The sequence below is a fragment of the Shinella sp. GW821-FHT10F02 genome, from assembly GCF_058809275.1.
Map to the genome: position 1 here is coordinate 72,212 of NZ_JBXASL010000011.1, position 13,670 is coordinate 85,881.

A 13,670-nucleotide genomic window follows, 5' to 3' on the forward strand; every position below is an offset into this window, starting at 1 on the left:
ACGGCGATCCCGGCGCGAGCCTGGAGGCTTTTCCCGTGAGCCGGAGTTTCGAACACGCCCGCATCCTCATGTACAGCCATGACACGTTCGGTCTCGGCCACCTGCGCCGGTGTCGCACGATCGCGCACGCGCTGGTCGAGGAATACCGCGGCCTCAACGTGCTGATCATCTCGGGCGCCACCATCGCCGGCGCCTTCGATTATCGCGCCCGCGTCGACTTCGTGAAGATCCCGAGCGTCATCAAGCTGCGCAACGGCGAATATACCTCGCTGGAGCGCCATATCGACCTCGAAGACACGCTGACCATGCGCCGCTCGATCATCCGCCACACGGCGGAGACCTTCCGGCCAGACATCTTCATCATCGACAAGGAGCCGATGGGGCTTTCCGGCGAGGTGGAGGAGACGCTTGCCTACCTGAAGGGCCGCGGCACGCGGCTGATCCTGGGCCTTCGCGAAGTGATGGACGCGCCGCACCTGCTCGAAGCCGAGTGGAAGCGCAAGGACGTCATGCACAAGATCGAGAAGTTCTACGACGATATCTGGGTCTATGGACCGCCGGATTTCTACGATCCGCTGATCGGCCTCGACGTGCCCGACGGTGTGCGCGAAAAGCTGAAATTCGTGGGCTTCCTGCATCGTAACGCGCTGCAGATGGACCGCGCCCAGTACCAGCCGACCGGCGACTATATCCTCGTCACCACCGGCGGCGGCGGCGATGGGGCGGATCTCGTGCAGGACGTCATCCGTGCCTACCAGCACGATCCCGAACTGACCCACAGGGCGCTGATCGTGCTCGGCCCCTATATGCCGCAGGGCGAGCGAACCAAGCTCACCCAGGAGGCCGCGAAGATCCCCTATATCGAGGTGATCGAGTTCGATTCGCGCATGGAGGACCTGGTCGCGGGCGCGCAGGGCGTGGTGGCGATGGGCGGCTACAACACCTATTGCGAGATCCTTTCCTTCGACAAGCCGGCGCTGATCGTGCCGCGCGTGCAGCCGCGCGAGGAGCAGCTCATCCGCGCAACCCGCGCTGCCGAACTCGGCCTGATCGACATGCTGCTGCCGGAGGAATCGAGCGATCCGGTCCGTCTTGCCGCCGCGCTGAAGGCGCTGCCGAAGCGCCCGCCGCCGTCGAGCGGCCATCCGGGCCTCCGGCTGGAGGGCCTGCGCCACATCGCCCGCATCGTCGGCGACGAGCTGTCGTCGCGCGAACTGATCCCGTCCGGCGAGTGAGAGGCAAGACCGCGTTGGCGCCCCCGCACAAGATCGTCGTGCTGCTGAAGGGCTATCCGCGCCTGTCGGAGACGTTCATCGCGCAGGAACTGCTCGGGCTGGAGCGGGCCGGGCTCGACCTCGTGCTCGTGTCGCTGCGCCACCCGACGGATCGCAAACGCCATCCTGTGCATGACGAAATCAAGGCGCCGGTGTTCTACCTGCCGGAATACCTGCACCAGGAGCCGATCCGCGTGCTGCGCGGCCTGTGGCGGAGTTTTCGCTTGCCCGGTTTCGGCGCGGCCCTGCGGCAGTTCCTGAAGGACCTGCCGCGCGATTTCAGCCGCAACCGCTTCCGCCGCTTCGGCCAGGCGGCGGTGCTCGTCGGCGAGTGGCCGGAGGGCGCCGGCTGGCTGCACGCGCATTTCATCCACACCCCCGCCTCCGTCGCCAATTATGCCAGCAAGATGCTCGGCATCCCCTGGACCGTCTCGGCGCACGCCAAGGACATCTGGACGTCGGAAGACTGGGAACTCGCCGAAAAGCTCTCGACCGCGCACTGGGCGGTGACCTGCACGAAGACCGGCCACGCGCATCTGCAAACGCTTGCCGCAGAGAACCGCGACCGGGTGCATCTGAGCTACCACGGCCTCGATCTGGATCGCTTTCCGCCGGTTGATGCTGGGAGTTCGCCACAACTCCCCTTCTCCCCCGCGGGGAGAAGGTGGCCCGAAGGGTCGGATGAGGGGGGCGCATGCGACTGTGACAGGGATTTGTCTTCGACATCCCCCTCATCCCGCTGCCGCGACCTTCTCCCCGCGGGGGAGAAGGGGGCAAGCGGCAAGGACGCCGTCCAAAGTCCACCCATTGCGATAAGCGAAACACCGCTCCATCCAATCTCCTCCCCCGGAACCCCCCGCCCACCCCGCGACGGCTCCGACGCCGCCGATCCCGTCACCATCATCAGCGTCGGGCGCGCGGTGCCGAAGAAGGGCTATGACGTGCTGCTGCGGGCGCTGGCCCGCCTCCCCGCCGACCTCCACTGGCGCTTCGTCCATGCCGGCGATGGCGGCGAGCGGGCGATGTTGCAGAGGCTGGCCGAGGAGCTCGGCATAACGGAAAAGCTGAGCTGGCTCGGCGCGGTGGATCAGAAGGACGTGCTCGCCGGCTACCGCGAGGCCGATATTTTCGCGCTCGCCTGCCGCATCACCGCCGATGGCGACCGCGACGGCCTGCCGAACGTGCTGGTGGAGGCGGCAAGCCAGCGGCTGACCTGCGTCGCGACCGATATTTCTGGCATTCCCGAACTGTTCGAGAACGATGTCAACGGCATGCTGGTGCCCTCCGAAGACCCGGAAGGGCTCGCCGCAGCCCTCGAACGCGCGATCCGCGATCCCGCCCTGCGCGACCGGCTCGGCCGGGCCGCCGAAGCCAAGGTGCGCGCCAGCTTTGACCACCACACGAGCATCGCGCAGCTGAAATCGCTGTTCGAAACCGCAGCGCGGGAGACGGCATGAACAGCCCGCGCGTCCTCTTCTACGTGCAGCACCTGCTCGGCATCGGCCACCTGGCCCGCGCCAGCCGCATCGTGCGTGCGCTCGGTGACAACGGTTTCGCCGTGACGCTGGTGACCGGCGGCATGCCGGTCGATGGTTTTCCCGGCCCCGGCATCGACCATGTCGCGCTGCCGGCGATCGCCGTCGGCGACGGCGGTTTTGCGGCTCTGGTGGACGAGGACGGCAAGGTCGTCGACGAGGCCTTCAAGGCCGATCGGCGCGACCGGCTGCTTGCCGCCTACCATGCCTGCCGGCCCGATATCGTCATCATCGAGGCCTTCCCCTTCGGCCGCCGCCAGGTGCGCTTCGAGCTGCTGCCGCTGATCGACGCGATCGAGGCCACCACGCCGCGCCCGCTGCTGATGACCTCGCTGCGCGACATCCTGCAGGAGCGCGCCAAGCCCGGCCGCGACGAGGAGACCATCGACCTCGTGCGCCGCCATTTCGACCGGGTGCTGGTGCATGGCGATCCGGGTTTCGTGCGGCTGGAGGATACCTTTCCGCTGGCCGATGCGATTGCCGACCGCGTCGTCTATACCGGCCTCGTCGGCGCCGGCCCGGCCACGCCCGCGGCCGAGCGCTACGATATCGTCGTCTCCGCCGGCGGCGGCGCGGTCGGCGCGGGGCTGGTCGAGGCCGCCCTTCAGGCCTCGCAGCGTCTTGCCGGCAGCGGCCGCTGGCTGGTCATCACCGGCCCGAACCTGCCGCAGGCCGATTTCGACCGGTTTTCCGCCCAAGCGGGCGAGAATGTCGACCTCGTGCGCTTCCGCACCGATTTCCGCAGCCTGCTTGCCGCCGCGCGCCTCTCGGTCTCGCAGGCCGGCTACAACACGGTCTGCGATGTGCTGGAGGCCGGCTGCGGCGCGGTGCTGGTGCCCTTCGCGTCGGGCGGGGAGACGGAGCAGACGGCGCGCGCCGAGCGCCTGGAGCGACTCGGTCGGGCGGTCGTCGTGGCGGAGCATGAGCTTTCTGCGGAAACGATGGCAGGCGCAATTTCCCGCGCACTTTGCGGCGAAACAGAGAAAAATGTGCCCGATTTGCAACTGGATGGCGCCAATCGTACCGCGAATATCCTGAGGGACCTTCTAAAAGGCCACACGGCTTCCTAGCTCTTGCGGTATTGCCGCTGTCTTATAATCTTCATACGGACAGCCGCCGTTCACGCGCATAGAAGTCTCCCATGGAAAAAAGTCTCGCCCGATATATTTGGGACCACACCCGGCCGCAGCAGCTCTTCATCCTGCTGATCGTCGCCCTGTCCATGATCCCTTATTATCTCGCCTTCGACCTGCCCAAGCAGATCGTCAACGGCCCGATCCAGGGAAGCGGCTTCGACCAGCCGGGCGATACCGAGCTGTTCATGCCGATCAGCTTCGACATTCCGTTCTGGGGGCATGTCGAGCTTTATGGCGGCCTGCCGCTGGAGCGCATGCCGTCGCTGCTCGCGCTCAGCCTGACGTTCCTCGTGCTCGTCATCATCAACGGCCTGTTCAAATATTACATCAACACCTACAAGGGCCGCCTCGGCGAGCGGCTCTTGCGCCGCATCCGCTATGAGCTCGTCGACCGCATCCTCCGGTTCCCGCCGAAATATTTCAAGCACGTCAAGGCCGGCGAAGTCTCCTCCATGGTCAAGGACGAGGTGGAGCCGCTCGGCGGCTTCACCGCGGATGCCTTCGTGCAGCCGGCCCTTCTCGGCGGCCAGGCGCTGACGGCGCTGATCTTCATCTTCATCCAGCATTTCTGGCTGGGCTTCATCGCCTTTGCCATGGCGATGATCCAGGTCGGCATCATCCCACGCATGCGCCGCCGCCTGATCGAGCTTGGCCGCGAGCGCCAGATCACCGCCCGCCAGCTTGCCGGCCGCGTCGCCGAGATCGTCGACGGCATCGGCACGATCCACGCCTACGACACCTCCAACTACGAGCGCGCCGACATCGCCGCGCGCCTCGGCCACATCTTCCGCATCCGCTACGACATCTACCAGTGGAAGTTCCTGGTCAAATTCCTCAACAACTTCCTCGCCCAGCTCACGCCCTTCCTGTTCTATTGCATCGGCGGCTACCTCACGATCGTCGGCAAGCTCGACGTCGGCCAGCTCGTGGCGGTCATCAACGCCTACAAGGAACTGCCCGGCCCGCTGAAGGAACTGATCGACTGGGAGCTGGTGCGCCAGGACGTGCAGGTAAAATATGAGCAGGTCGTCGAGCAGTTCGATGCCGACAACCTGATCGAACCGGAAATCCAGGCCCTCAACGCGGCGAACGGCACCATGCTGAACCATCCGCTCAGCGCCACCAACCTGGTGCTGGAGGACGATATCGGCGGGCGCGTTCTGGAACACGTCTCCGTCAAGATATCGCCCGGCGAAACCGTCGCCATCATTGGCACGGCGGCGAGCGGCGGCGACAGGCTGGCCGAAGCGCTCGGCCGCATCATCTGGCCGGCCGGCGGCAAGGTGACGGCCGGCGACGACGACCTGTATGCGCTGCCTGAATCCGTCACCGGCCGGCGGATCTCCTATGCCTCGCCTGACGCCTATTTCTTCCATGGCAGCCTGGAGGACAACCTGCTCTACGGCGTCAAGCATGCGCCCGTTGAGCCCGCCGCCTACAAGGGTGCGGCCTCCGACCAGCGCAAATGGGACGTGCTGGAAGCGCAGCGCTCCGGCAATCCGGATTTCGACCTCAAGGGCAACTGGATCGACCTCGAGACGCTGCATGCCAATGGCTCGGCCGGGCTGTTCGGCTCGATGATGGCGGTGCTCGACATCGTGGAACTGTCCGACGACGTGCTGCAGCTCGCGCTGCACTCGACGCTGCCGGCCGATGCCGAGGTGGCATCCGCCATCGCTGCCGAGATCGTCGCCCTGCGCCGGGACCTGCGCGAGGAATTGAACCGCCGCGACATGAACAACCTCGTCATCCCCTTCGAGGAGGACGCCTACAACACCGAGGCGCCGGTCGCCGAAAACCTGTTCTTCGGCATGATGCCGGACCCGAAGGCCTCGACCCGGGCGATCGTCAAGACGCCGTATTTCCGCAACATCATGCGCGAAAGCGGGCTTGGCGACGCGCTGTTCAAGATGGGCCAGGGCATTGCGGAAAGCACGGTCGAGCTCTTCAAGGACCTGCCGCCCGACCATCCGTTCTTCGAGCAGCTGACCTATATGCGGGGCGACGAGATCCCGACCTATCAACACCTGCTTCAGCGCCTGCGACACAATGCCACGCCGAGCGACGAGGACCGCATCGCGCTCATCCGCCTTTCGTTCTTCTATGTCGAGCCGCGGCATCGCTTCGGCGTGCTCGACGAGGCGCTGATGCGCAAGATCGTAGAAGTGCGCCACCAGTTCCATGCAAACCTGCCGCAGGAACTTCAGGGCTATATTGAACGTTACGACCCGAATGCTTATCTGACGTCAGGAACGCTGGTCGACAATATCGTCTTCGGCAAGCTTAACCATCGTTATAGCGATGCTGTTCCGAAGTTGAGAGAGATCGGCGGAGACCTGCTCAGGAAAAGGCCCGAGCTTTACCGCGCGCTGATGGCGCTGGGGCTCGAGTCGAATGTCGGGGCAGGCGGACGGCGGTTGAACAACTTGCAACGGCTGAAGCTCAGCCTGGCACGCGCGCTCATCCGCCGATCGGATTATTACATCTTCAACCGGCCGCTCTCGGGGTTGGACCACCACCTCCAGGAGCACATCGTGGAGGCAGCACTTGCGTTCCTGGCCAAGAGCGGTGATAATCCGGCGATTGTCTGGGTTTTGTCAAATACCCCGCTTGCAAAACACTTTAAAAGAGTGCTTGCTTTTGATGGCGGAACATTGGTGGAAGACGGAGCCTACGACACGATTGTCGAAAGCGGTACGGTATACAAGCAACTGATAGCATGACTGGTGAGAATTGATCGAGTAGCCGAAATCGAGGCGGTTGACTATTATGATCCTGAACGACGAAGTACAGATGCTACGACGGGTTCCGCTCTTCTCGGGGATTGATGCGGCAAAGCTCAAGCTGCTCGCATTTGCCTCCAACCGCGTCTGCTACCGTGAAGGCCAAGAACTCTTCCATCAGGGCGACGAAGGCGATGCTGCCTATGTCGTGCTGTCGGGCGTCGTCGATGTCTACAAGGCAGGCCCTTCTGGAGACGAGAAAATTGCCTCCGCCGGCTGCTGTTCGGTCGTTGGCGAAATCGCCATCCTCTGCGGCACGGCGCGCAATGCCACGGTGAAGGCCTCAACGGCCGTCGAGGCCCTGCGCATCAGCAAGGACTGCTTCCTGAAGGTCCTCTCGACCTGCCCGCGCAGCATGGCCGAAACCATGCGTGTGGTCGGCCAGCGGCTTGCCCATAGCCACTGAAGGCGTCTTCAGCGCTTCCTCTTCCGACGACAACCTGTCCGGTGTCGCCCGCCTTTCGGCGGGCGTTTGCGTTTCCAGTAGTCTTGCCGATCGACTGCATTCGTTCGCGAATCCGCCTGTTTGCGTGGCGAAGAAATGCCGGCGAAATGCGGCGGAAACAAGGGGATAAGGTTAACGCCAGCTCATATTTCCGTGAGCAGATCGTCAACGCCGAACCAGCCGCAATCGGCTCTCCCAGCGGTCGCCTCGAACACCAGCGCCATCACATCCCAAGCCGCTTCGTCATGCACGAGATGATGGGTGAGAAGCCCGATCGGCCCCGCCTGTGCCTGCGATACCCGCACCAGATCGGCGATTACCGCCTCCACTTCCCGCCCGCCGCGCGTGCCGCGCCAGTCGATAATGTCGACATGGGTGTTCAGCATCTGGAGTGGCGCCGGCTTTTCCGCGCCGAAAACCGAAAGCGCCCGAAAGCCGATGCCCGGCAGGCCGGCGACGACGGACGGGGCGATGCGGTTCCACGGCGGCACGAGCATCGGCACGAAGCGGCCGGCATGCAGGGTGGACAGTTTTCCAAACCCCTCGCTCAGTTCGGCGAGAACCTCTTGCGCTGGCCGATGGTCGCCGAGTTCCTGGTTCTTCTCGCCCGCTCCCGCATAACTTTTGTGCGCCCAGCCGTGCACCGCCACTGAGACGCGGCTTTCGCTCGCAAGGCGATCGGCCAGCGCCTGCCCGGTGAACGCCGGAATGGCGGCGAGCAGGACCGGAACGTCATGCGCGGCGGTCAGCGCGAGCAGGTGGTCGAGCGCGGCGGTCGGCTCGACGGCGTCGTCGTCGCGCAGCCACAGGCGGAGCGGCTTGCCGCTATCGGCCCGGCGGGCGATTTCGTCCAGCAGGGGTTTTGCGATTGCAGGCAGCGTCATCTCTTCTCTCCGAGGGATTGGCGCAGGATGGCATCGAGGGCCGTGGCGGCGGCCGGCAGGGAATGCTCCGCGACAACACGGGCGCGGGCATTTTTCGCCATGCGGCTGCGCTCCGCTTCATTGCTAAGCAGGGCCGAAATCGCCGCCGCATAGGCGGCGGCATCGCCCGGTTCGGTCAACAGGCCTGTTTCGCGGTGTTCGACGACCTCCGGCACCCCCGCCGTCGCGAAGGCGACGACCGGCAGGCCGGCGGCCTGCGCCTCCAGATAGGCAAGCCCATAGGCCTCGCCGCAGCCCGGCCAGACATAGAGCGCACCCTTCGACAGGATATCCGCCACCTCCGCCCGCTCCCGCTGCCCCAGCCAGTCGATCCGCCCTTCCCCAAACCCGGCAAAGAGCGCTTGCACCTCCGCGCGCAACGGCCCATCGCCGACCACGGAGAGGCGCCAGGGCACGTCCACGATGCGGCTCAGGCCATCGGCGAGCGCGCGAAAACTCGCCAGCTTGTCGCCGACGCGCATCATGGCGACCGTGACGAGGTGGTGAGGCTCCGGCTGCGCCGCTTGCGCGGTAAAAAGCCGCTCGTCGATGAAGGGTTTCAAGGCGGCGATCGCCGCATCCGGGGCGGCATCCGTAAGGCCCGCGCGGTCGCGGGCGGTGAGGCCGATATTGACGGCCGCGCCGCGCACCGCCTCCAGCACGCCGGCCTGCATCTCGATCCAGATGCCGAGATTGCGGCGCGGCGAATAGGAGGCTTCGGCCGTGACATAGGCGAGCCCGAACATCTGGCAGAGCGCCGGCCCGATCAGGTCCGGCGCCTTGTAATAGGGGTGGTAGCAGAACCACAGGTCCGGCGCGCCCTCGTCCTGCCACAGCGTCGAAAGCCGGGTGATCTCCGCCTCGGCCGCCGCCTTGAGGCGCGCATAACCGGCTTCATCCGCGCTATCGCCGAGGAAGGCGCGCAGCCCGGAGGCAAGCGTCACCTCATGGCCGGCGCGCTTCAGGCATTCGACGATCTGGCGCGCCATCAGCCGGTCCCCCGAGGGAACGGCATGTTCCGGCGACTTCAGCGGGGCGTAGAATGCGATCTTCATGGACTCGTTGCGCTGGTTTCGGCGGCGGATGGGCGAGACTTGACAGGCCGGCCAAACTCTCCCATCTGAACACGCCGGTCTTGTATATGTGCGCGGAGTGCCGATGCCAACAGCCTTGCCTTCCCACGAGACGCTGCTTGCGCGCATCCAATCCCGCGAGGCGCGCATCGGCATCATCGGCCTCGGTTATGTCGGCCTGCCGCTCGCCATCACCGTCGCGCGCGCCGGCTTCACCGTCCTCGGCTTCGACATCGACCCCGGCAAGATCGTCGCGATCGACGCGGGCAAGAGCTATATCGAGGCGGTTTCCAGCGAGATCCTCGCCGAGGAACACCGCGCCGGCCGCTTTGCCGCCACGAGCGATTTCGGCCGGCTCGGCGATTGCGACGTGATCGCCATCTGCGTGCCCACGCCGCTCACCCGCCACCGCGATCCCGACATGAGCTTCGTCGAAAAGACCTGCCGCGACATCGCGCGCACGCTGCGGCCCGGCCAGCTCATCGTGTTGGAATCGACCACCTATCCCGGCACCACCGACGGCCTCGTGCGCCGAACGCTGGAGGCCGGCGGACTGAAATCGGGCCATGATTTCTTCCTCGGCTTCTCGCCTGAGCGCGAGGACCCCGGCAACCGCCAATTCCAGACCTCGACCATCCCGAAGGTCGTCGCCGGTGATGGTGCAGAAGCGCAGGCGCTGGTCGTCGCCTTCTACGGCGCGGTGGTGAAGACCGTCGTGCCGGTTTCATCCACCGCCACGGCGGAGGCGGTGAAGCTCACCGAAAACGTCTTCCGCGCCGTCAACATCGCGCTGGTGAACGAACTCAAGGTGATCTACGAGGCTATGGGCGTCGACATCTGGGAGGTGATCGACGCGGCAAGCTCGAAACCCTTCGGCTACATGCCCTTCTATCCCGGCCCCGGCCTCGGCGGCCATTGCATCCCGATCGATCCCTTCTACCTCACCTGGGCGTCGCGTGCCTATGAACTGCCGACCCGCTTCATCGAGCTTGCGGGCGAGATCAACTCCGCCATGCCGCGCCATGTGGTGGAAAAACTCGCCGAAGCGCTCGACCGGCGGCAGGGCAAGGCGCTCAGCCGCTCGAAAGTGCTCGTGATCGGCCTCGCCTACAAGAAGAACGTGCCGGATATCCGCGAAAGCCCCTCGCTGAAGCTGATCGAACTGATCGAGGAGCGCGGCGGCTCGGCGAGCTATTACGACCCGCATGTGCCGGAAATCCCGCCGACGCGCGAATATGGCGCCTTCAAGGGCCGGCCCTCGGTCGCCTGGGGCGAGGCGGAAATCCGCGCCTTCGACGCCGTGTTGATCGCCACCGACCATGACGGCGTCGACTATGCGGCGATCGCCGACTGGAGCGCGCTCATCGTCGACACCCGCAACGTCTTCGCCCGGCGCGGCATAACCGCCGACACGATCATCAAGGCCTGATATCCATGAGCCGTCTGGAAAGTTTTATCCGCCGCATGTCCGCCCAGCGCGACGTCATCGATCATGTGCGCGAGAGCCTGCCGCTGCCCGCCACCGGCGCCATCCTGGAAATCGGGCTCGGCAATGGCCGCACCTTCGATCACCTGCGCGAAAAATTCCCTGGCCGGCGCATCGTCGCCTTCGACCGGGCTTTTGGCGCGCATACATCCTCCGCGCCGCCGGCCGAAGACCTGGTGCTCGGCGAGATCGCCGAGACGGCGAAGGCCTTTGCCGGCACGGGTGCGGCCCTCGTCCATGCCGATATCGGCACCGGCTACGAGGACAAGGACGCCATCACGCTGACCTGGCTGCCCGGCATCGTCGCGCAGGCGCTCGGCACGGGCGGCATCGCCGTCAGCGGCCTGCCGCTCGACCATGCGGCCCTCGAACCGCTGCCGCTGCCCGCAAGCGTCGATAACGACCGCTATTTCCTCTATCGCAGAAAGCCGTGACGCCATGCCGGCCGTCGCCGTCATCGCGGACGCCCATTTCCACGACATCGAGGGCGACTACGATTTCGCCGGCATTACGCTCGCCGGCCGCAAGCTGACGGTGCGCAGCTGGGCCGATACCGCTGCCTCGACCCGCGTGTTCAACGAAAGTTATGCTGCCTTGCCCGCCGCCCTCGACCGCATCGTCGCGCGCGGCATCCGCCATGTCGTGCTGCTCGGCGATTACAGCGACGACGGCCAGCGCGAGACGGTGGCGAGCCTGGTGCGCCTGCTCGAAAGCTACCGCGACCGCCACGGCCTCGCCTTCTATGCCACGCCCGGCAACCACGACGTCTTCGGCCCGCTCGGCAAGCATCGCGACACCCGCTATGTCGATGCCACCGGCGGCACGACGCTGGTGACGAGCGACGCCGAAAAGGCCGCCGCCGACCCCGGCAACCCGGTCGTCACGCCAAAAATGTATTGCGAGGGCATTCCGGCGGGCCTCATGCCGATGCGCGATTTCGGCTACTTCCGCCGCCCGGAATATCTGCACTGGGAGACGCCCTTCGGCGAGAGCGACGACACGGCCGCGCGCGAACACGACCTCTTTTCCGCCGACGGAAAGACCGTGCGCCGGCTGATGGACGCCTCCTATCTGGTCGAGCCGGAGGCCGGCCTCTGGCTGCTGATGATCGACGCGAATGTCTTCGAACCGCGCAATGGCGGGCGCGATATCTCCCGGAAAAAGGCCTTCATCGACAGTTCGGACGCCGGCTGGAACGCGCTTTTGCGGGTCAAACCCTATCTCATCGACTGGATCGCCGACGTCACGGCGCGCGCCGAGCGTGAGGGCAAGCAGCTCCTCGCCTTCTCGCATTATCCGGCAATCGATCCGTTCGAGGACGATGCGCAAACCGAGCGGCGGCTGTTCGGCGAGACCAATGTGGCGAAACGCACGCCGCGCCCCGCTGTGGCGGAGACGCTCTCCAAGGCCGGCCTGCGGCTGCATTTCAGCGGCCACCTGCATGTCGAGGCCCGTACCCGCCTCGCTGGCCTCATCAATATCGCCGTACCCTCGCTCGTCGCCTTCCCGGCCGGTTTCGTCGTCGTGCATGCGGAAGGTGACGCCCCGGTGGTGGAGAGCGTGTCGCTCGCCGAAGAGCCGCTCGATGCCGATCTCCTCGCGCTCTACCGCGCCGAACACGCCCGCGCCGGCCTCGCGCCGGACCCGGCAATGGCGGCGCCAGACTATGGCACCTTCCTCCACCGCCACATGCGCCCGCTGGTGCTGGAGCGCTTCCTGCCGAAGGAATGGCCGCCGGAAATGGCGGAGCGCGCGCGGCGCATGACGCTGTGGGATCTCGGCCTGTTGATGGCCGGTGCGGAGCTGGAGGCAAAGGCGGCGGAATCCGGCGTCGATGCCGCCTGGATGCAGGCCCGGCCCCTGCTGGATCTCGTGGTCGACGGGTACTCCCTGCGCCAATCGCCAGCGCAGGCGCCCGACTACATTCCGCCCGAAAACCTGCACGCCTACCGCTTTCTCGCCGAGGCCTATGGCGACAGGCAGGCCGACCCGCAGACGCCGCGCGGCTTTTTCGCACTCTTCCTCGGCGTGCTGGCCGTGAGCCTTGAGCGCATGGCGCGCGAGGGCGTTATTGCAGCGCGTCCATGAGGGCCGGGACGCGCTCTTCGAAATATTTCGAGAAGGTGGCGATGCGGGGTGGCAGCGCCTGGTAGGGCGGGTAGTAGAGGGTCAGCCACAGGTCGGGCGGCGACCATTGCGGGAAGACATGCACGAGCCGGCCGGTTGCCAGGTGCTCGGCGATGTGGAAGTGCGGCAGCAGCGCCACGCCTGCGCCTTCCGCCGCCATGTCGGCGAGCAGGTCGCCATTGTTGGCGCTGAAGGCGCGGCCGGCGGAGATTTCCACGCTGGCGCTGCCGTCCGTCAGAAGCCAGGCCTCGCGCCGGCTCTCGCCGTTGTAGGCGAGGCATGCATCCGGCGTCAACTCGCCCGGATGCGCCATGCCCGCGAACCGGCTGCCGGGGGCGGCGACCAGCACGCGGCGGATCAGGCAGACCTTGCGCCAGATGGTGAACTTGTCGGAGGGGGCGGCCGAGATGCGGATGGCGAGATCGAAATCCTGGTCGAGGATGTTGACGAAGCCGTCGGCGAGCGAGATCTCGAAATTGATCTTCGGGTAGAGCGCGCGGAAACCCGAGAGCACGCCCGGCAGCGCGGTCTTGCCGAACCAGGTCGGCGCGCTGATCCGAAGCCGCCCCTGGTCCGCCTTGTTGGCGTTGATCACGTCCTTGCGCGCCGTCTCCAGCGCCTGCATGGCCGGCTGCACCTGGGCGGCGAAGATCGCGCCGTCCGTCGTCAGCGACACCTGCCGCGTCGTGCGCACGAAAAGCTGGATGCCGAGGTCTTCTTCGAGTGCGGCGATCGCCCGGGTGATGGCGGCGGGCGCCATGTCGAGCTCGCGCGCCACCTGGGCGAAGTTGCGCTTTTCGGCGGCGAGGAGGAAGATGCGCAGGGCCTTGGTGTCGTTCATCTCTATTATTCCAAAAATCGCAATTCAATCGGAATTATTATTGCAAT

Annotated in this window: 10 protein-coding genes and 1 pseudogene; 8 read left to right on the top strand and 3 right to left on the bottom strand. The window is 65.8% G+C overall.

Annotated elements, in window-relative coordinates:
• Positions 1-35 precede the first annotated feature (35 nt).
• The 5 genes and pseudogenes from AC1RWL_RS29265 to AC1RWL_RS29285 all read left to right on the top strand — a co-directional run bounded on the left by AC1RWL_RS29265 (position 36) and on the right by AC1RWL_RS29285 (position 7,134).
• The gene (locus tag AC1RWL_RS29265; protein ID WP_435268172.1) at positions 36-1,235 is read left to right on the top strand and encodes a glycosyltransferase family protein; all 1,200 of its coding nucleotides are present in this window, start codon (positions 36-38) and stop codon (positions 1,233-1,235) included.
• Positions 1,236-2,131: 896 nt separating this feature from the next.
• Positions 2,132-2,731, top strand: a pseudogene (locus AC1RWL_RS29270) (glycosyltransferase); the annotation flags it as partial.
• Positions 2,728-3,879, top strand: coding sequence for a glycosyltransferase family protein (locus tag AC1RWL_RS29275; RefSeq protein WP_493096939.1), 1,152 nt, complete (start codon positions 2,728-2,730; stop codon positions 3,877-3,879). The pseudogene AC1RWL_RS29270 and the gene AC1RWL_RS29275, both read left to right, overlap by 4 nt.
• 71 nt (positions 3,880-3,950) lie before the next feature.
• Positions 3,951-6,668 (top strand): ABC transporter transmembrane domain-containing protein, encoded by a 2,718-nt coding sequence (locus tag AC1RWL_RS29280; RefSeq protein WP_493096938.1) that lies wholly within the window; start codon positions 3,951-3,953, stop codon positions 6,666-6,668.
• 46 nt (positions 6,669-6,714) lie between these two features.
• Positions 6,715-7,134, top strand: a complete 420-nt coding sequence (locus tag AC1RWL_RS29285) for a cyclic nucleotide-binding domain-containing protein (RefSeq protein ID WP_256119233.1) — start codon at positions 6,715-6,717, stop codon at positions 7,132-7,134.
• Positions 7,135-7,316: 182 nt separating this feature from the next.
• Here the strand turns inward: AC1RWL_RS29285 and AC1RWL_RS29290 are convergent, their stop codons facing one another.
• Together AC1RWL_RS29290 and AC1RWL_RS29295 are read right to left on the bottom strand one after the other, a co-directional pair.
• Positions 7,317-8,057 carry a polysaccharide deacetylase family protein gene (locus AC1RWL_RS29290; RefSeq protein WP_493096937.1) on the bottom strand — a complete coding sequence of 247 codons (741 nt, stop codon included), beginning with the start codon at positions 8,055-8,057 and terminating at the stop codon, positions 7,317-7,319.
• Positions 8,054-9,151 carry a glycosyltransferase family 4 protein gene (locus AC1RWL_RS29295; protein ID WP_493096936.1) on the bottom strand — a complete coding sequence of 366 codons (1,098 nt, stop codon included), beginning with the start codon at positions 9,149-9,151 and terminating at the stop codon, positions 8,054-8,056. The genes AC1RWL_RS29290 and AC1RWL_RS29295 overlap by 4 nt, the downstream gene beginning before the upstream one ends.
• 103 nt (positions 9,152-9,254) lie before the next feature.
• Here AC1RWL_RS29295 and AC1RWL_RS29300 point away from each other — a divergent pair, with 103 nt between their 5' ends.
• Genes AC1RWL_RS29300 through AC1RWL_RS29310 form a run of 3 tightly spaced genes read left to right on the top strand, consistent with a single transcriptional unit; the run spans position 9,255 to position 12,743 of the window.
• Positions 9,255-10,598, top strand: a complete 1,344-nt coding sequence (locus AC1RWL_RS29300) for a nucleotide sugar dehydrogenase (RefSeq protein ID WP_493096935.1) — start codon at positions 9,255-9,257, stop codon at positions 10,596-10,598.
• A gap of 5 nt (positions 10,599-10,603) precedes the next feature.
• Positions 10,604-11,089, top strand: coding sequence for a class I SAM-dependent methyltransferase (locus tag AC1RWL_RS29305; protein WP_493096934.1), 486 nt, complete (start codon positions 10,604-10,606; stop codon positions 11,087-11,089).
• 4 nt (positions 11,090-11,093) lie between these two features.
• Positions 11,094-12,743: a metallophosphoesterase family protein gene (locus tag AC1RWL_RS29310; protein ID WP_493096933.1), complete on the top strand. Its 1,650-nt coding sequence runs from the start codon at positions 11,094-11,096 to the stop codon at positions 12,741-12,743.
• Here AC1RWL_RS29310 and AC1RWL_RS29315 read toward each other — a convergent pair.
• Complete coding sequence (locus tag AC1RWL_RS29315) at positions 12,724-13,623, bottom strand: LysR family transcriptional regulator (RefSeq protein ID WP_439617231.1); 900 nt, start codon at positions 13,621-13,623, stop codon at positions 12,724-12,726. The genes AC1RWL_RS29310 and AC1RWL_RS29315 overlap by 20 nt on opposite strands.
• Between the last annotated feature and the right edge of the window lie 47 nt (positions 13,624-13,670).

Excerpts from the sequence above, each read along its gene's own strand:
- AC1RWL_RS29310 (WP_493096933.1), top strand. The coding sequence starts at position 11,094 with ATGCCGGCCGTCGCCGTCATCGCGGACGCCCATTTCCACGACATCGAG.
- AC1RWL_RS29290 (WP_493096937.1), bottom strand. The coding sequence starts at position 8,057 with ATGACGCTGCCTGCAATCGCAAAACCCCTGCTGGACGAAATCGCCCGC.
- AC1RWL_RS29285 (WP_256119233.1), top strand. The coding sequence starts at position 6,715 with ATGATCCTGAACGACGAAGTACAGATGCTACGACGGGTTCCGCTCTTC.
- AC1RWL_RS29315 (WP_439617231.1), bottom strand. The coding sequence starts at position 13,623 with ATGAACGACACCAAGGCCCTGCGCATCTTCCTCCTCGCCGCCGAAAAG.
- AC1RWL_RS29305 (WP_493096934.1), top strand. The coding sequence starts at position 10,604 with ATGAGCCGTCTGGAAAGTTTTATCCGCCGCATGTCCGCCCAGCGCGAC.
- AC1RWL_RS29280 (WP_493096938.1), top strand. The coding sequence starts at position 3,951 with ATGGAAAAAAGTCTCGCCCGATATATTTGGGACCACACCCGGCCGCAG.
- AC1RWL_RS29275 (WP_493096939.1), top strand. The coding sequence starts at position 2,728 with ATGAACAGCCCGCGCGTCCTCTTCTACGTGCAGCACCTGCTCGGCATC.
- AC1RWL_RS29295 (WP_493096936.1), bottom strand. The coding sequence starts at position 9,151 with ATGAAGATCGCATTCTACGCCCCGCTGAAGTCGCCGGAACATGCCGTT.
- AC1RWL_RS29300 (WP_493096935.1), top strand. The coding sequence starts at position 9,255 with ATGCCAACAGCCTTGCCTTCCCACGAGACGCTGCTTGCGCGCATCCAA.